Genomic DNA, 19,252 nt, shown 5'->3' with positions numbered 1-19,252 from the left:
CGAACCCCGACTTCTTCAATAAGTCGGGGTTCTACAATTACGAACGGAAATTCGCCACAGACTTTTGCAATTGACCCAAAGAACCCGACAACTCGTCCAAAGATGCTTTGACATCCGCACCTTTTTGTGCGGTAGTATTCGCAATCTCGTTGACTTGCTGCATACTGTTAGCAATTCCCTCAGCCGAAACAGTTTGCTTGGCAGATGCGCTAGTAATATTCTGCACCAAAGCATTCATTTCTCGACTAACTTCGATGATGGCATTGAGGTGAGTTTTAGCTTCGCTTGCCAGCTTAGTGCCTTCCACTACCTCCAGCGTCCCGGATTCCATTGCCTTCATCACGCGGCTGATTTCTTCTTGAATTGTACCGACAATTTCCGAGATTTCCTCCGTAGCGCCGGCGGATCTTTCTGCTAATTTCCGCACTTCTTCGGCAACAACTGCAAAGCCTAAACCTTGTTCGCCGGCTCGCGCCGCCTCAATAGTAGCATTCAAAGCTAATAAATTAGTTTGCGAAGCAAGTTGAGAAATCGAAGTCACAATTTTGCCAATTTGCTGGGAAGATTCGCCCAAACGCTTCATCATTTTCGAGGTAGAGGCGATCGTCAACCGGAGCCCGTTAATGCCTTCGACAGCTCGATCGACCGCCATACCGCCGACTTCAGCCGTGTGAGAAGACTGCTGAGCCACTGTTTCTGCCCGCACCGAAACATCTCGCACGTCGCGGATTGAATTCACAATCCGCTCGATTTCGCGCATGATAGTAGATATTTGTGCTGCTTGAATTTCCGCCTGTTGAGTGAGTTGACTGGTATTGTTAATTGACTCGTCGGTGGCAGATGTTACCTGTTCAGCTAAAGTTTGAATTCCCGTTACCACTTTCCGCAGAGAACCGATTAAGAAGTTGAAAGAGTCGGCGACAGCACCTAAAACATCGTTAGTCACTTCCGCCCTGACTGTCAAGTCGCCTTGAGCCGCGCCTTTAATTTCTCCCAACAATTTAAGGACTTGCTGCGTCAGAGAATCAGCTTCAGCTTTACGTTCTGCTGCCAATTTTTTTAGTCGTTCTTCTGCCTCTTTGCGCTCGGTGATGTCAAAGCGAATGGCGATATATTTGACTATTGTGCCACTGGTATCAAAAATGGGGGATATCGTCGAATCTACCCAGTAAAACGAGCCATCTTTGCGTCGGTTTTTGATTTCCCCTTGCCACACCAAACCGCGAGAAAGTGTCACCCACATTTCTTCAAAAAATGATTGGGGATGGTAGCCGGAACTGACGAGGCGGTGGTTGCGGTGCAGGAGTTCTCCCATGCTGTAACCGGAGATTTCAATGAATCTGTCGTTGACGTAGGTAATCATGCCTTGGACATCAGTTTCGCTGACGATCGCCGATTCGTCCAGAGCATTTTGCCGCGTTTTGAGTTCTTGCAGCAAGCGTTCCTGTGCCTCGGCCAACTGCTGCATCCGCTGCTGGGATGCTCTTTGTTCGGTGACGTTGCGGCAAAGGACTACGCCGCCTTTAAGCGCCCCCGTTTCGTCTTTTAGTGGCCGGCCGTTAACTTTCACCCACAGGCCCTCTGGCTGGCCTGCGTGGCGGGTGAAAAGGTCTACGTCGTCAAAGGCTTCTCCTCGAACCGTGCGCGCTAAAGGTATTTCGGCTGGGGGAAAGGGAGTTACGGTATCGGGCAAGAATAAACCGTATTTTTCCGACCATTCGTTGGGACGATATTCTGTCGCACCCATGCCAAAGATATCTTGGGCCGCGGGGTTGAACAAAAGAAAATTGCTATTTTCGTCGGCAGCAATTATGCCGTCGCCAATGCTGTCTATTAGCAGTTGCAAGAGATTGCTTTGCTGCCGAAATTGGTCTTCGGAACGGGCTAATTGGGCTGTTGTTTTTTCCAGTTGCACCATCGCCTGTTTGCTCTCGGTAATGTCGCGAGCCACTGCATATATGAACTTTTGTTCGGTTTCAGGTCGCGCTTTCCACGACAGCCACTTGTAGGAACCGTCTTTGCAGCGGTAGCGATTTTCAAAAGCGATTGTTTCGAGGCCGCTGGATAATTGGCCGGTTTCGGCTACTGTTTGTTCCTGATCGTCTGGATGGACGAAATTGAGAAAAGGTTGGCCTTCCAGTTCTTCTAGGGTGTAGCCGAGGCTTTTTACCCAAGCCGGATTGACGCGCTTGAATTTGCCTTCAAAATCTGCAATACAAAGCAAGTCGAGAGACAGGGTGAAAAATCGATCGCGCTCTACTTCTGCTTTTTTGCGATCGGTAATTTCGATCGCCACACTCCCGATACCGATGGATTTGCCGTCAGATCCGGGCAAAGGAAAGTATGACGCCAGCCAATCTCGCACGACGCCCGGTTCGTGGAAGAGCGATCCGGACACCTCAACGTTTAACAGCGGTTGGTTGGTGGCGAGAACCTGCTGCACCAGCGGGTCTAGGTTATCGCCCATTTCGGGTACAACTTCCCTCAGCGTCTTACCGAGGTGTTCGGCAATTGGGACGCCGGTGGTTTCCGCTAATTTCTCGTTGACTTGCACGAAGCGCAACTGCTGGTCAAAAATACACATTGAGGTGGGGGCGGCTGCGAAAAATGCGTCAAAGCGGGTTTGACGCAAAACTAATTCTCGTTCTAGGGCTTTGCGATCGCTAATGTCGCGAGCTTCGGGAATCAGCAGCACGACTTTGCCGCTGTCGTCTACGATCGGCTTGAGGGAGAAGTCCACAGTCATCACAGCACCCCCAGCAACCAGCACGTCGGCTTCGTAGCGGACAAATTCGCCGACGGCGGCTTTTGCGATCGCATCTTGCACTCTTTGCTTGGCTTCTGGGGAAATTTGCCACCACAGATTCTCGGCAAACTGCGTGCCGATGAAGTCTTCGCGCTGCAGTCCAGCGACTGTCAGGGCTGTTTGGTTGGCTTCTAATACGGTGCCGTCGGGTTCCAGCAGCCCGATTAATTGGAATGATTGGTCGAAAATGGCTCGGAACAGTCTTTCGCGATCGCGCAGCATCTCTTCTGCACGTTTGCGATCGCTGATGTCGCGAGTAACTGTTGCCAACCCGATCGGCTCGCCGGTTTCCGGGTTTTTGACTGTAAATAGGGTGAAGTCAACCGGAAAGTTTTCGCCGGTTTGAAAGTTCCTCAAGCGGAATTCACCCTGCCAAAAACCGTCTCGCACAGTAGCCGGCAGGATTTCTTCTTTGAAAATTTTAACATCTTCGGGTGAGAAGAAGTCATCAACACTTTTGCTTTTTACTTCTTCAATATTTGGCAATCCTGCTAGTTTCATTCCCGCGACATTCAGGTATGTTGCCTCTCCATCCAAGGTTGCCGTGCCGATAAAATCCGAGCTGCTTTCTACGAGCGAAATCAATCTTTGCTTTTCGATTTCTGCTTGCTTGCGCTCGGTGATGTCGTTGTTAGTTTCTAAAATTGCTTTGGGTTTTCCCTGTTCGTCTCGCTGCAAATTCCAGCGACTGAATACGGTAATTTTGGTATCATAATTGGTGGTGTGAATTAATTCTCCTTCCCAATAATCCTGCTCTTCTAACTGTGCCGATATAGCTGCTAAAGGCTGGGGAAAAATGGTGTGCAATAGAGTATGGGTGACTTGCCCCAAGGCTGCTTTTTTTGTCCAGCCGTACATCCGTTCGGCTCCCTGACTCCAATAATTAATCCTGCCTTCCATATCCCGAACGATCAAGCCATCGCTGGCAAGGTCGAGCATTTGCAAGTTCTGCTGCAAGGCTTCTTCTGCGCGTTTGCGTTCTGTAATGTTGCGGGCGATCGTTGACAGAAATTCAATTTCTCCCTTCTCGGATTTGTGAGCAATAATTACTTGAGAAACTGGTATTTCTTTGCCGTCTAAAGTTTGCCAAATTGTCTCGCCACTCCACGCCCCGTCCCGGCAAGCTGCGGGGATGCCGACGTTGATAATAGTGTCGATACTTTTGGGCGATGTCAGGTCGGAAATGCTGACTCCGGCTAAATCTGAGTCCTCGCCAACTCTCAACATTTCTCTGGCTGCGCGGTTGAGATAAATGGTGCGCTGTTGGGTGTCGGCGATGCCTACCCAGTCTGTTGTGGTTTCTAAAATTGCTTTGAACCGCAATAGTTCTTGTTCAGATTTGCGACGCTGTGTGATGTCGCGCGCGAAGCAGAGCATTCCTAAAATGTTGCCTTCTGGATCTTTGAGGGGCAATTTCTGGGTGTCGAAGGTGTGTACTTTGCCGTCGGCTAAGGTGGCTAAGTCGTTGGAGGCGGGCGCGAGGTGGTTGCCGGCCCGGAAGTTTTGGATTTGGTTCTGGGAATCTGTTTCGGCCTGGAAGTTGGCGAAGATTCGATCGACCGATATGCCGATTTCTGCGTCGTCTTTGCCGATAATTTCTGCTTGAGTTTTGCCGAAGGCGGCGGCGAAACCTGCATTGACTAGGGTGTAGCGCAAGTTTCGATCTTTGACGAAAATGCAGTCTGGCGTAGCGTCAATGACTGTTCGCAGCAAGTTTTGGGAGCTTTCTGCTTCTGCCAGTGTCTGCCGCAGTTGTTCTTCCATTTCCACGCGATTGGTGATATCTCTAATCGCGGCAACGAGAAATTGTCTGCCGTCGGCATCTACAAAGGTAGATTTTTTGGCGGAGACAAAGCGGGTGTTTCCTGCTGGGTCTGTAATGGTTTTTTGAATTTCGGTGCTGGTATTGGTCAAGAAAACTAATTCGTCTTTTTCTCGATATGTCTCTGCTTCCTGTTTGGGCAAGAACTGGTCGTAGGATTTGCCAATTAGTTCTTCTCTGCTGTGACCTAGGTATTGACAAAAGGCATCGTTTAATATTAACCACCGGTGCTGTTTGTCTTTGACGTAAATCGGGTCGGGGATGCTGTTGAGGATGTTGTTTAAGAATTGTTCTGAGGCTTTTAATTGCTCTTGTACTGCGGTGCGATCGCGAATTTCCTGTTCCAATTGGGCGTTAGTTTGCAGGATCTGCTCGGTTCTTTCATTCACTCGCTGCTCTAGTTCTGCGGTTAGCTGCTGCAATGCGGCTTCTGTCTGTTTGCGCTGGGTAATGTCGCGGCCTTCGGCGAGGATTTGAAATACTTCTCCTGTTTCATTTAACAGCGGCTTAAACGACACGTCAATTACTGTCACATGGTTGTTGGGGCCGGTGATTTCGTATTCTTCCCGGACAAACTTGCCGGCCGAGACTTGTTTAATGTTCGTTTTTAGGCGCTGCTGGTTGGTTGGAGATGATGCCCACCCTGGTGTCAGCCAAAATTTCACCCCCAGCACTTCTGATGCTTGGAAATCGCCCAATTCTAGCGCTGTCTGATTTGCTTCGATCAGAGTACCGTCTGGCTCCAATAATGCGATCGCTTGAAAAGCTTGGTCAAAAATTGCGTGAAATCGCTGGGTAGTTTCGCTCAGCGCTTGTTCTGTTTCTTTTTTAGAGTTAAGGATTTGGGTGGAACCTACTAAGAAGTCGTAGCGGTTGGACAAACTCAAAAAAGCGATCGCCGGAATTACAGTTATCCAATCCCACACTGTTTGCGCCACCGGAGAGTGCGGCAGTCCTAAGTATTCGGCGGCGTGGCCGCTGTGACCGAAAGCGCAGCTCCAAAATATGCCTGCTGTGACTGTGGCGAAGATGTCGAACCCGAATTGACGGTTTCGCCACAAACCTAAGCTGATTAGCCAGGCGATGGCAAAGTAACACACACAAATGATGCAATTAGCAGCCCCAGCTACCACCGATGAGGACAAGTCAGGCAATGTCAGGGTGAAAGTCGTTGCGATCCAGGTATAGAGAAGTTCGATCATAAAATTAAGGATGGGCAAATCGGATGCGGGCGATCGTTAGTTAAAATTATTGATGCACAGCCGTTGCAGACTTATCTGTATTGTTGATTTTTACCAGCGTTCGGAATGGGCGATCGCTTCTACATCGACAATCATTAGCAAGCATCCTTCGGAATTGTACAGACCTTTTAAGAATGGAGCTAGGTCGGGACTGACATCTAGTGCTGAGACAATGCGATCGGGATTGAGAGGTAAAACTCCTTCGACGCGGGAGACGGCTAATCCCAGGCGCATTTTCGAGAACAATCTCACGTCTCGTGGATCGGGCGCTTCTACCACTAAGATGCGGCTGTTTGGGTGGTAGGTGTCAACCGACTCAATACCGACAAACAGTCCGAAGTCTGCTGCTGCTAAGATTTCGCCCCGCAAGTTGGTTAATCCCAGCAAAAATGGCTGGGTGTTGGGAACCAGGGAAATCGGTTGTTCCTTGAGGGAAATGACTTCCCGCACTGCCTCTAATTCTATGCCGAACAGACTGCCTCCTTGACCGAACAGGAGAAATTGCTTTGTTGCACTTGTCTGATTCCCCCCAGCGGGGGGAGCAGTTATTTTCATGGCTTATTTTTAGTTTCTAGTGTAGCTTACAAATTAAAGTTTTGCTTTGACCCTAAAGCCGAGCGCCGATCGAGTTTTTCAGCATCACTTTGGGTGCCTCAAATGTTTCCGTTAAATAAATCGCGGTTGGGCAAATAAGCTGGTTTTTATCATTAAACATAAACTTTTATGGAATTCAAAAACCCAGTTTATTAAAAAAAAACGGGGTTTGTCGGTATAATGTTTTTTGGGAAGCCGCCGATGGCTTATATTCGGTTTACGCTGAAAGCAGGCGCTGCACTATGTGGACGAGTTGTTGAGGTTCAAAGGGTTTGCTGACGTAAGCGTCTGCCCCTAAATCAGTTCCCCAAGCTTTATCGATCTCGGTGTTTTTATGAGTACAAAATACTACGGGCAATTTGGCAGTTGTGCGATCGCCCCGCAATTCTCTGATCACTTCAAACCCGTTCATTCGTGGCATCACTACATCTAAAACGACCAAAGCCGGAGGGGTTTTGCGGATCATGGCGATCGCTTCTTCGCCGTCGCCTGCCCGGATCACATCCAGTCCGGCATCTTGAAGAATGCGGCAGATGATTTCTAGTTCACTCTTAACGTCGTCCACTACTAAAATTTTTGACATGATTCCACACTTCCTTGCTGTTATTGACAGCGGACTACGTTTATTCAGAAGCTGGCGCGATCGGCGGCGATGAGACTATACCGCTTTGCGGACAAATTAATGTACTTCCAAATACAATATAGCCGATCGTAAGGCTGAAGGTTAGCTGTCAGCCATAAAAAGCGATAAAAATTTACTTTACTAACGGAATTGCTCTGAATAAATTAATCGGCAATTAGTAATTGATTCTTGGTGATTCGCTGTGTTGAAACCAACAGCTCTTAGTAGAAGGAGCGACAGAAGTGCCAAAGCGGGATTTTCTACGTATTTTTTTGAGATTTGTTCCCACTTATCTAGTTAAGTTCATTGCCTAAATAATGGTGGTTGATTTATTTAATTAGCGCAAATAACAGCCACTTAAAAGTAAATATTGCGCGGTAAATACTGGTGTTGAGAGAAACTTTGTTCACTTAATATACAGCGCTATATTTTTGAGCTAGCGCTATTTTGTAATTAATAATACAAGCTTAATTTGAGGATGGTAACAATGACATTTAAAGAATTTTATTATCTGTAATTTATAATTTGGGGGCAAAATAAATTGACCGCGCGATAGTCCCATTTTACCCAGTCGAGGAGTGTTGAGTTCACCAAAACTACTACCAGCAAGCGATCGCCATCCTTGAGCTTGATTGTGGGCCCAGCCGAAAAGACTGCTGGAAGATGCGGTCAATCGATTTTAGATTTTAGATTTTAGATTTTAGAATTGAAGAAAGCGCTCCCACTGATAAATCCGGGGGCGGGTGATGAGCAGTCGGAGCTCTTTTCTCGTTTCACGGATGAATCCGGGGGGCCCGGACGACATGGCTTGATTGTCAAATTAGTCGGTGAGGGAGAGACGGCGATCGGCTATAATAAAGGGCTAGAGGAAAAGAACACCGAAAACCCGAAAATATGGTTGCCATCCAAAGAAATCTCAACATTGCCGCGCTAGAAGCAGAATACAGTCAAAAAACACCGCGAGACATTCTCAAATTTGCCCTAGAAAATTTTGACAATATCTCCATTTCTTTCAGCGGGGCTGAAGATGTAGTTCTGATCGATATTGCCTCAAAAATCACCAAAAATTTCCGCGTTTTTACCCTAGACACCGGACGATTGCACTCAGAAACTTATCAGTTTTTGGATCAAGTCAGAAAACATTACGGCATTAAATTAGAAGTAATGTTTCCCGATGCAGCAGAAGTACAAGCCCTAGTAGAAGAAAAGGGATTGTTTAGTTTTTATCAAGACGGTCACAAAGAATGCTGCGGCGTGCGGAAAGTCAAGCCGCTGCGCCGCAAACTGAATACTCTCGATGCTTGGATTACTGGTCAGCGAAAAGACCAAAGTCCCAGTACCCGCAACGGTATTCCGGTTATTGAAGTTGACACTGCATTCTCAACTCCTGACCATGAATTAATTAAATTCAACCCCTTAGCAAACTGGTCTTCAGCAGAGGTTTGGGAATACATTCGCGCTTTGGATGTGCCTTACAACAAGTTGCACGAACGCGGTTTTGTAAGTATTGGTTGCGAACCTTGTACGAAGCCGGTATTGCCGAACCAACACGAACGCGAAGGTCGCTGGTGGTGGGAAGAAGCGACCGTAAAAGAGTGCGGTTTGCACGCTGGTAACGCACAAACAGAGTAAATCCCTTAAGGAGTAAGGTGCGCCTAGCGCACCGTACTATTTGTTTGGTGCGCTGCACCTTACCCAAGAATAAATGCACTTCACATAAATCCTAGCCGAAGAATTCGCAATTAAAATAAACACAAATTAAGCTGAGCTTGCCCTTGAACTTTGATATAATGATCGACATTGAGAATAAATGCTAGCCGAAGAATTCGCAATTAAAATAAACACAAATTAAGCTGAGCTTGCCCTTCAACTTTGATAGAATGATCGACATTCAGAAAAGTTTTTAAAGCAGGTACTATATGCTCGCATCAACTAGCGAATTGCTGAACACGGCCTTGAGAAATGGTTATGCGATCGGCGCTTTTAACGTCTACAACCTCGAAGGAGTAAAGGCCGTCATCAATGCAGCCGAAGCGCTGGACAGCCCTGCTATACTGCAACTTCACCCCAGCGCCCTCCAATACGGAAAATCGCCTTTAGTCGCGCTGTGCATCAAAGCGGCCCGCAAATCTTTAGTGCCGATCGCAGTACACTTAGATCACAGCACCTCAGAAAAAGACATTCACCTCGGCCTAGGTGCGGGCATTAAATCAATTATGGCAGACGGTTCTTTTTTGCCCTACGAACAAAACTTAATATTTAGCCGGGAAATGACTAAATTAGCCCACGCTAGCGGTGCGGCAGTTGAAGCAGAAATCGGCAGAATTAGTGGCAGGCAAGACGGTTTGACAATCGATGAGAAAGCTGCAAGGATGACCGATCCAGTAGCAGCAGTAGAGTTTATCAAAGAAACTAAGGTGGATTTTTTAGCCGTAACAATTGGTAACGTTCACGGCAAATATTTGAGCGAACCAAAACTAGATTTTCCTCGTCTGGCAAAAATCCGGGCTGCTGTTTCATTGCCGTTAGTGATGCACGGTGCTAGCGGTTTGCCGGAGTCAATGATTCATCAATGTATTAAATTCGGAGTATCGAAATTTAATGTGAATACAGAAGTTCGCGAAGCTTATATGAACGTTTTAAAAAGTAGCATTTCAGAGGCCCATCCAGATTTGTTGGAAATAATGGAAAAAGCTATCGATGCCATGCAATCGGTCATTTGTGACAAACTGCAACTTTTTGGTTCTGTCGGTAAAGCTTATTTGCATCAATCTCCCTACGCGGATGACTTGACTCCCAAGAGTATCAGCAACAAGCAAACCAGCCGCAACCAATCAAGTTTTGATCAAATGTTAAAGCCTGTGTATAGTGAGGCTTTCTGTCTTCTTGTGAAGTAAAAAAACTCAAGTCCTGACTGCGAACCATTTTGTAGTCAGGACTTCAGTCTTCTCTAACCGTTTAAAAATCGATCGGGATCGATGCCAGATTCCCGCAGTCGCCGAATTAAAGACTGCAATTGAGCTTCCGCTGACTCGGCCCGCTGCCGCTGCTGTTCCGCTTCAGTCAGAATCCAATTGCCATCAACATCATACCAGCGCAGCCACAGTCGATCGATTCCCTGAAACTCCCCTTGCCACAAACCCAAGCCCAAACTTAGGTCAGGAATCCACACTCGCGACTCAGGCAATTCTAATTCTTGATAGTGTCCGCCCTTCAATTCAAACACTCGCAATTTGTTAGTATAGCGACTGAAAACGGCATAAACAGGAACCCGCAAAATTTGCTCGTAAACCTCCCATTTTCTGGGCGGTTCCTCCTTCGTCTCGGCCTCCAAAACTTGCCCGTTACCCGCAGTGTTTCCCGACTGAGGTGGCAACTTTTCTTCATCGGTATTGTCGCCTAAATCTTCTTTTTCCGTTCCCGGCGAAAGCAGTTCTACAATTACAAAAGGATTCACGCCTTCCTGCCAAGTAACATAACTCATCCGCAGTTCGGAGCGATCGTAAAGTCGGGGAACTCCCACAACTCCAAACCAATCCGGCCGCTTGTGCCACAAAGTGTGATGCACGTCATAATAAAGGTTCATGTCGGTGCCGCTAAATATCTCAGAAGCCGGATAATTCCGAGGCCGAAACGTCAGGCTCAACAACTGCGGCTGTAAATCGTGAAATTCGTCAGGCAAACCAGGTTCCTCCGGGTCTTCGCTGGGTAAATCGTACATCGTCGGCAGCGTTTCTCTGGGCGATCGCGGCGGATCGGTTTGCGGCACAGGATATTTAAAAGGAAACATATAATATTGAGAAATGACTCCATTTATGCTAACATCATGGGAACATCCCAATGATGCTTTCACAGGAGTGCAAGCCGGAGAGCTAGAAGCGAGATATATCGGCTTTGCTGTGCGGGAAGATCGCACTCCTAGAAAGCGATTTTAACAAAAATGGGATGATTCCCTTTTCTTCCTCTATTCTGTGAAGTTAATCTAAAATCTAAAATCTAAAATCTAAAATCGACTGATCCGAAATTCTGCACTATGATCGACATTCCTCAACTGATTGCTCAAGAACTTTCCATTAATCTGTCTCAAGTCAATAATGCTCTGGAACTTTTCGCCGAGGGAGCAACTATTCCGTTTATTGCCCGCTACCGCAAAGAACGCACGGATTTGCTGAATGAAATTCAGTTGCGAGATATCTCCGATCGCTTCACCTATCTGACGGAAATTGAAGAGCGCAAAAAGTCTATTTTAGATACGATTAGCTCTCAGGGGAAACTCACTGAAGAACTGCAAGCTAAAATCGAATCGTGTTTGCAAAAAAACGAACTCGAAGACCTTTATCTGCCTTACAAACCCAAGCGGCGGACGCGAGCGACAATTGCTAGGGAAAAAGGTTTGGAACCGCTGGCAGAATTTATCAAGTCTCTGAACTTACCGAAGGCTCAACCAGCAGACTTTGAGGCGGAAGCAGCTAAATACATTTCGGAAGAAAAGGGAGTGAAGACAGCAGAAGAAGCTCTCAAAGGTGCTGCGGATATTTTGGCGGAAGCGGTTTCGGAAAAAGCAGAATTGCGGGCTTATTTGCGAGAATTTTTGATGAAAAGAGGAGTTTTTGTCTCGAAAATTAAAGAGGATTTCCCGGAAGGAAGCACTAAATTTGAAATGTACCGCAATTACCAAGTTGCAGCGAGAAGCGTTCAGTCGCACAATATGTTAGCGCTGTTTCGCGGAGAAACGGAAGGGGTTTTAGATTTGGAATTGGCGTTTGATGAATCCGCCGTGATGGCTTATTTGGAAGCTCAAGAAATTAGAACTAGGATACCGGAAGTTAAAGAGTTTTATCGATCGACTTTGAAGGATGCCTTCAACCGACTGATGAAGACTTCGTTAATTACAGAAGTGCGATCGCACAACAAAGCCGTCGCTGATATCGAGTCGATCGCCACTTTTGAAACCAACCTGCGCGAGTTGCTGCTGTCGGCGCCGGCGGGAATGAAACCCACATTGGCGATCGATCCGGGATTTCGCACGGGGTGCAAAGTTTCCGCCCTCGATGAAACCGGGCAATTTTTAGAATATCAAGCAATTTTTCCCCACCAAGCGGCCGCACAGCGACAGCAAGCTGGTAAAATTGTCAAGCATTTAATTGAAAAATATAAAATTGAATTAATCGCGATCGGCAACGGTACAGCTTCCCGCGAAACAGACGAATTTGTTTCGGAAGTTTTGGCCCAAATGGACAGGAAACCGATTAAAGTCATGGTGAATGAATCCGGTGCATCGATTTATTCAGCAAGCGATGTGGCGATCGCCGAATTTCCAGACCTCGACATCACCGTCCGCGGCGCAGTCAGCATCGGACGGCGCTTGCAAGACCCCCTCGCCGAACTCGTGAAAATCGACCCGAAATCAATAGGAGTCGGTCAATACCAGCACGATGTTGACCAAAAACTGCTCAAAAAGAAACTCGACGAAACAGTCGAAAGCTGCGTTAATTATGTCGGAGTTGACTTAAACACAGCCTCCAAAGAACTGCTGACATTTGTGTCAGGAATGACGGCAACAGTTGCCAAAAATATCGTCAATTACCGCAACGAAAACGGCGCGTTTAAAAATCGCCGCCAACTTTTGAAAGTTCCCAAACTCGGCCCAAAAGCTTTTGAACAAGCAGCCGGATTTCTCCGCATTCGCGGCGGCGAAAACCCCCTGGACAATACAGCAGTTCATCCAGAAAGTTATCCTGTCGTGCAGGTGATCGCCAAAGATTTAGACTTGCCGCTGACAGGAATAACAGAAATATCGGAAAAAATCAAGACTGTAAACATCAAGAAATATGTCACAGAGAAAGTCGGAGAACCAACACTCCGAGACATTATTTCCGAACTAGAAAAACCGGGAAGAGACCCGCGCGCCGAGTTTAAATATGCCACTTTCCAAGCAGGAATCAAAGAAATCTCCGATTTGCAAGTTGGGATGGAATTAGAAGGCATAATCACGAATGTAGCTAACTTTGGAGCCTTTGTTGATGTGGGAGTGCACCAAGATGGTTTGGTTCACGTTTCTCAATTAGCCGATCGCTTTGTAGATGACCCGAAACAGATTGTCAAAGTCGGACAAGTTGTGAAAGTGCGGGTTTTGGAGGTGAATGAGAAGTTAAAGCGGGTTAGTTTGACGATGAAGTTGCAAGAAAAACCGCAACCGCAAAATAGCAATAGCGCCAGGCTTCCGGCCCCGCGCCGACGTTAAAACTTTGGGGAAAGGTGAAAAAGGGCGATCGAACCGCGAAGACGCGTTCGGCGAAGCCGTTCCCGTAGGGTAGGACACGAAGGAAGAGAAAAGAAGAAGAAGCTGGTAATTGCTATTTTTTCTTGCTAGCTTTCCAAGTGCCACCGTAGAAGTAAAAAGGATTGTTTTTACTTACCGATTCCCAACATTTAAGACACAAAAAAAACCACTGCCCCGACTCGTCATACCGGGCGCGGTAGAGAGTCGGGGCAGATTGGGAACAACGATCGCAATATTTGATTCTGATTGGCCTGGCCATTGTTACTCAGTTTCAAACAATAACTGACTCTTGAGGGCGGGCGAATATCATGCGGCCGGCGCTGGTTTGCAGGGCGCTGGTGACTACGACTCTGGCTTCGCCGCCGACATAGCTGCTGCCTGCTTCTACGACAACCATTGTGCCGTCATCCAAGTAACCGATTCCCTGAGAGGGTTCTTTGCCTTCTTTGCGGATTTTTAGTTCGATCGTATCTCCCGGCAAATAAGTCGGGCGCACCGCATGAGTCAAATCGTTGATATTCAAAACTGGCAGTTTTTGGACGGTAGCTACTTTCGATAAGTTGTAATCGTTGGTGAGCAAAATGCCGTCGATATCTAAAGCAAATCGGACTAATTTTGCATCGACTGTGGCAATATCTTCGTAGTCTGCCGAGTGAATTTGAATGCGTTCTGGATATGTTTCTTTGATGCGGTTGAGTACATCTAAGCCGCGGCGTCCGCGCACTCGCTTTTGATCGTTGGCGGAATCAGCTACCAGTTGCAGTTCTTGGAGCACGAATTGTGGCACGATAATTTGACCTTCGAGGAAACCTGTTTCTAGCAAGTTTTCAATTCGGCCGTCAATAATGCAGCTAGTATCGACAACTTTGGCAGTTGCTGGTTTGAAAGTACCTTCGGCTAGCAACACCGTGTCAAAGCTTTTGGGGTTGATCAGCCGCAAGAAAGCGCGGCCGTGGGTGTCGGTCAAACTGACGCCTGTGAAGCCGAACATGACGCTACCCAAGACTGCGACTAAAGGTTTGATGAAGCCGAACTCGCGGGGAATTGGCAGCAGGAATAGCGGAGCCAGCATTAAGTTTGCTACTAGCAGTCCGATGATTAAGCCGATCGCCCGCGTCAGCAGCATCTCCACTGGCATATCGCGGACTTGTTTTTCCAGACGGCGATAGGTTGTTTGAGCCACTAATCCCATCACGAAGCCGATTAATGCTCCAAAAGAACCTAGTACAGAACTTAAGCCTTGTATATTTGTAACTTGCAGCAGCAGATTGCTCGGCAGGAGTTCGACTCCGTAATAGCCGATGCCTCCACCTGCGATTATGAATGAGATTATTATGATTGCGTCTAGCATTAGTTCTAGGTTAATGAATTTATTCACATTATATCTTTGCAGTGCTGATACTTGTTTTCATGCTTTGGTCGGATATCGCCCTATTTACTCAGAGACTTTCATAAACTTATATTTCGCGGTTGTACCCTTTGGGGGATGTGCCTGGGAGTTGATCGGAATTTACCACGCCCCACCGAAAGCAGGCACGAGGTGCGAATAGACCGCGCTGCGGGCTGTTGGCGAATTTTGGCTGCTCAAAATCGGTACGAGTTTAAATCAAAAGAGCCGTAGCTTGCGGGGCGGGACGCCATCGTTCGCAGCGCTTTTTTGGTAAGAAAATGTCATAATATACATAATTATTCATGATTGTTTAATTAAAACTTTAGATTTGAAGTTGCGCTTTCGACTTGAGATGTAATGAACCCTACCAGAGATTATTTAACATTTGAATTAAAAAAAAGTGTGCAAGCGGCAAATTCCGGCATTCCGAGTTCGGCTTACCTGCACATACCTTTTTGTCGCCGTCGCTGTTACTACTGCGATTTTCCGGTTTTTGTGGTGGGCGATCGCAAAAATGGCGAGAATTCCGGCACAATCGTGCAATATGTTGCTGTACTGTGTCAAGAAATTCAAGAAACTAAAAATTTAGGCGCATCTCTGAAAACAGTTTTTTTTGGTGGCGGCACGCCTTCGCTGCTTTCTGTCAGTCAGTTGAGCAATATTTTAGAGACTCTCGACGGCAAATTTGGGATTGCTGCTGAGGCGGAAATTTCTATAGAAATAGATCCTGGTACGTTTACTTTAGAACAGTTGCGGGGATATGCAGCGGCGGGAGTAAATCGAGTTAGTTTGGGAGTGCAAGCTTTTCAGGATGAATTGCTGCAAGCTTGCGGGCGATCGCACTCTGTCGCCGAAATTTTTGAAGCAGTAGAAATAGTGCGATCGGCTGGTATTGTCAATTTCAGTTTAGACCTAATTTCGGGACTGCCTCACCAAACTTTAGAAAACTGGGAAGCTTCCCTGAAATCGGCGGTGGAAATTAGCCCGACTCACCTGTCGAGTTACGACTTAATTGTTGAGCCCTTAACTGCTTTCGGGCGCTACTTTGAAGCAGGCGCGCAGCCGCTACCAGCAGATGAAACCGCTGCTGGAATGTACCGTTTAGCGCAGGAAATTCTGACTGGTGCTGGCTACGAACATTACGAGATTTCCAATTATGCTCGGCCCGGTTATCAGTGCCACCACAACCGCGTTTATTGGGAAAATCGTCCTTATTACGGCTTGGGAATGGGGGCGGCGAGTTACGTGGAAGGCCGGAGGTTGACAAGGCCTCGCAAAACTCAAGAATATTATCAGTGGGTGCGAAGTATTTCGGAGAGCACTTTTCCAGCTACCCCTAAAATTGGAGGGGAAACTCAGGCCGATATTTACCCAGCAATTGAGCAAAATTTTCAAGTTTCAGAAAATGACGTTTTGTTAGAAACGCTGATGCTAGGTTTGCGTTTAGCAGAAGGAGTTAGCCTGTCGGCGCTGACTGAAAAGTTTACTCAGCAAACGGTTGATAAAATTTGGCATTGTTTGCAGCCCTACTGGCGGCAAGGATGGGTGGAAATTATAACTGCAGATGGGGCGAGCGCAACTTTAGGCGAGGGCGCGAAACTGCCGCTTTCGGGAAATGTGAGGTTGAGCGATCCCGAAGGTTTTTTATTTTCTAATACAATTTTAGCCGATTTGTTCAGCAAGTTAGGCGAGGATAATTAGCTCTGTCTCAGGAAGTATATCCCCCGGCAAGCGCGATCGACCCTAAAGCCGTGGCCGCCAATACCACCGAAAGCAAATTTAATTGCTCCCTAGCTTGATCATGTCAAAAATAATATATTTTCTATCGATCCCTAAACAAAACTTAAAGGCGAACTAAGCCTTGAGATAGACGCCACGACTGCACTCCAGCCGTCATACTTAAGACTGAACATTTAAAAAGTAATTTAATGAACACTTTAACTATCGATCGCAACCAAACCCAAAACCAGCCCTGCCTTGTAATTAGCGAGCGCGGTTGCAATCCGGCTTCCAAGTGTAATTTTTGCGGTCACTACCAACAGGCAAGAGGTTCAGTTGGTCACTGTCAATTGTTGAACGCACCTGTTAGGGGAGGATGGAAATCTTGCACTTTAGCAATGCCAGCTTTTGCACCTTCTTGGGAATACGTGGAAGGCGCTGATGTTTCCCCGGCGAAATTGATTAATTAACCCAAAAAATGTAAAAAAATCTATAAAAAATTGTGTTTTAACTGGGAATCTGCTATACTAAGTTGAGGCATTTCGCCGATCGCTCGCACAATTGCACAAACAAGTTAAAAAAATGAATTTGACACTAAATCAGGTAATTTCCGAAGGTAATACGCGCATTTTGTGTTGGTATCTAAATAATACTAGCAAAGTGCAAATCGCTCGCATTACAAATATTCCTAATTGGTATTTTGAGCGGACTGTGTTTCCGGGGGAACGTTTTTTGTTTGAAGCGTTGCCGGAAGCTCAGTTAGAAGTTTGCAGGAGTGCGGATACGGGTGGTATAGTGTGCGAGCGAATTTTGTGCGATCGGCTGCGAGTTGAAGAATTAAGCACGGCTGATTGAAGATAATTCCTTAGACTTACCAACGAGAGGTAGAAACCCGGTTTTTTTTCAGAAACCGGGTTTCTGTGTGTGATTATAAAAACTCCGTGATTCTCGCCACCCATGCGTCAGCCCTGAAACTGTCGGAAATGTGAATCTAAGTTAAATTATAAAAAATCCACCGCCGTTTAATCCTAAAACCCGATGTCCCTCACCGAACAAATCCTCTCCCAAATGCCCGGAGACGCCCTCGGAGGCCTGAGAAAAGTCGATCGACTCTGGGAAAACCTCAAACAAAACACCGCACCAGCACCCCAAGCAGTCAAACACAGCCAACAACCCCTGGAAACCCTCGACTTCGACATAGTTATCGGCGGCGGAACCCTAGGAATATTAATCGGTACAGCCTTAGCCGTGCGGGGTTGGCGAGTAGCCTTGCTCGAACGTGGCACCCTGCGCGGACGCGAGCAAGAATGGAACATTTCTCGCAAAGAATTAGACGCATTCTTAGAACTAAATTTGCTATCAGTTGAAGAGATAGAAAAAGCCATAGCCACCGAATATAACCCAGCCCGCATAAGCTTTGCCAACACCCCAGACATTTGGGTGCGCGACGTACTCAACATCGGAATAGATCCAGTTTACCTCCTAGAAACCCTCAAGCAGCGATTCCTCCAAGCAGGAGGGAAACTATTTGAAAACACCCCCTTTAAAATAGCCACGATTCACCCAGATGGAGTCCTTGTAGAATCGGAAGCTACCGATTTACTAATTGCTAAAAATTTATTTAAATCCCGATTATTCTTAGACGCAATGGGACATTTTTCGCCGATTGTCCGCCAAGCAAGACAAGGCAAAAAACCAGACGCCGTATGTTTAGTAGTCGGCAGTTGCGCTCAAGGATTTCCCAAAAACGAAACCGGCGACATATTTGCATCCTTCACCCCAATGCAAAATCAGTGCCAATATTTTTGGGAAGCATTTCCAGCCAGAGACGGCCGCACCACCTACTTATTTACCTACATAGACGCCGACACAGAAAGATTCAGTTTAGAAACATTATTTGAAGAGTATTTGCGATTGCTTCCCCAATATCAAAACGTCGAACTCGAACAGTTAAAATTCCAAAGAGCACTCTACGGATTTTTCCCCTGCTATCGCCAAAGTCCTCTAAAAACGCCTTGGGATCGCATACTCCCAGTCGGAGATAGCAGTGGCAGCCAATCTCCCCTCAGCTTTGGCGGTTTCGGGGCAATGGTGCGCCACCTCAAACGCTTGACTCTAGGAATTGACGAAGCTTTGACAAGCAACAGTCTCAGCAAAAATTCCCTCGCACTTTTGCAACCCTACCAGCCGAATCTATCAGTTACCTGGTTGTTTCAGCGTTCGATGAGTGCTGCGATGAATCAAAAAATAGACCCCAATCAAATCAATCAACTTTTGGCTGCCGTATTTCAGGTAATGGAAGAGTTGGGAGAACCGGTACTCAAACCGTTTCTTCAAGATATCGTGCTGTTTCCGGCTTTGTCCCAAACCCTGTTTAAAACAGCAATTAGCCATCCAGGATTAGTTATGAAAATTATCCCGCAGGTTGGAATAGCTAATTTGCTCGATTGGATGGTTCATTATCTAAATTTAGGAATTTATACGGGATTGCAGCCTTTGGGGAAAGCCGTAGAACCGCAGGTAAAAAATTTAGCGCCGCAACAGCAATACTATTTTCACCGATTAGTTGAAGCGTGGCAATATGGCGCGGGAGGAGATTATTAAGTGATTGATTGTGGCACGGGCATCTTGCCCGTGGCTAATATATGAACAGGCAAGATGCCTGTTCCACAACACAAGATAATTTATTTATTTATTAATTGTGGCACGGGCATCTTGCCCGTGGCTAATATATGAACAGGCAAGATGCCTGTTCCACAACACAAGATAATTTAT

The 19,252-nt window shown here is 46.7% G+C and carries 12 protein-coding genes; 7 read left to right on the top strand and 5 right to left on the bottom strand.

What is annotated here, in order from left to right; genetic code table 11:
- Nucleotides 1–37 precede the first annotated feature (37 nt).
- The 3 genes from QUB08_RS05215 to QUB08_RS05205 all read right to left on the bottom strand — a co-directional run bounded on the left by QUB08_RS05215 (nt 38) and on the right by QUB08_RS05205 (nt 7,046).
- A complete protein-coding gene (locus tag QUB08_RS05215; RefSeq protein ID WP_333223767.1) occupies nt 38–5,830 on the bottom strand; it encodes a PAS domain S-box protein in 5,793 nt (1,930 codons plus the stop codon).
- Nucleotides 5,831–5,920: 90 nt separating this feature from the next.
- Nucleotides 5,921–6,424, bottom strand: coding sequence for a chemotaxis protein CheW (locus QUB08_RS05210; protein WP_333223766.1), 504 nt, complete (start codon nt 6,422–6,424; stop codon nt 5,921–5,923).
- A gap of 256 nt (nt 6,425–6,680) precedes the next feature.
- Nucleotides 6,681–7,046 (bottom strand): response regulator, encoded by a 366-nt coding sequence (locus tag QUB08_RS05205; protein WP_333080153.1) that lies wholly within the window; start codon nt 7,044–7,046, stop codon nt 6,681–6,683.
- 933 nt (nt 7,047–7,979) lie between these two features.
- Between QUB08_RS05205 and QUB08_RS05200 the strand changes: the two genes are divergently transcribed.
- Nucleotides 7,980–8,717, top strand: a complete 738-nt coding sequence (locus QUB08_RS05200) for a phosphoadenylyl-sulfate reductase (RefSeq protein WP_333223765.1) — start codon at nt 7,980–7,982, stop codon at nt 8,715–8,717.
- 287 nt (nt 8,718–9,004) lie between these two features.
- Nucleotides 9,005–9,982, top strand: a complete 978-nt coding sequence (locus tag QUB08_RS05195; RefSeq protein WP_333223764.1) for a class II fructose-bisphosphate aldolase — start codon at nt 9,005–9,007, stop codon at nt 9,980–9,982.
- A gap of 53 nt (nt 9,983–10,035) precedes the next feature.
- Here QUB08_RS05195 and QUB08_RS05190 read toward each other — a convergent pair whose 3' ends face one another.
- On the bottom strand, nt 10,036–10,875 hold the full coding sequence (locus tag QUB08_RS05190) for a Uma2 family endonuclease (RefSeq protein WP_333223763.1): 840 nt from the start codon (nt 10,873–10,875) through the stop codon (nt 10,036–10,038).
- 243 nt (nt 10,876–11,118) lie between these two features.
- On the opposite strand from QUB08_RS05190, the gene QUB08_RS05185 reads away from it, so the two are divergent.
- On the top strand, nt 11,119–13,329 hold the full coding sequence (locus QUB08_RS05185) for a Tex family protein (RefSeq protein WP_333223762.1): 2,211 nt from the start codon (nt 11,119–11,121) through the stop codon (nt 13,327–13,329).
- Nucleotides 13,330–13,639: 310 nt separating this feature from the next.
- Here the strand turns inward: QUB08_RS05185 and QUB08_RS05180 are convergent, their stop codons facing one another.
- Nucleotides 13,640–14,719, bottom strand: coding sequence for a PIN/TRAM domain-containing protein (locus tag QUB08_RS05180; protein ID WP_333057600.1), 1,080 nt, complete (start codon nt 14,717–14,719; stop codon nt 13,640–13,642).
- A 396-nt stretch (nt 14,720–15,115) separates the two neighbouring features.
- Here QUB08_RS05180 and hemW point away from each other — a divergent pair, with 396 nt between their 5' ends.
- From hemW to QUB08_RS05160, 4 genes are all read left to right on the top strand, one after another.
- Nucleotides 15,116–16,459, top strand: a complete 1,344-nt coding sequence (hemW, locus tag QUB08_RS05175) for a radical SAM family heme chaperone HemW (protein WP_333223761.1) — start codon at nt 15,116–15,118, stop codon at nt 16,457–16,459.
- Between the two features lie 227 nt (nt 16,460–16,686).
- Nucleotides 16,687–16,947: a hypothetical protein gene (locus tag QUB08_RS05170; protein WP_333223760.1), complete on the top strand. Its 261-nt coding sequence runs from the start codon at nt 16,687–16,689 to the stop codon at nt 16,945–16,947.
- Nucleotides 16,948–17,059: 112 nt separating this feature from the next.
- The gene (locus QUB08_RS05165) at nt 17,060–17,332 is read left to right on the top strand and encodes a DUF1830 domain-containing protein (protein WP_333223759.1); all 273 of its coding nucleotides are present in this window, start codon (nt 17,060–17,062) and stop codon (nt 17,330–17,332) included.
- 183 nt (nt 17,333–17,515) lie between these two features.
- Entirely contained in the window at nt 17,516–19,081 is a 1,566-nt protein-coding gene (locus QUB08_RS05160) for an FAD-dependent oxidoreductase (RefSeq protein ID WP_333223758.1), read from the top strand.
- The last annotated feature ends 171 nt before the right edge of the window (nt 19,082–19,252 follow it).

The organism is Microcoleus sp. BR0-C5 (assembly GCF_036705045.1).
Classification (GTDB): Bacteria; Cyanobacteriota; Cyanobacteriia; order Cyanobacteriales; family Microcoleaceae; genus Microcoleus.
Note: the sequence above shows the minus strand (reverse complement) of the source record. Positions and strands in the feature narration are given on the sequence as shown.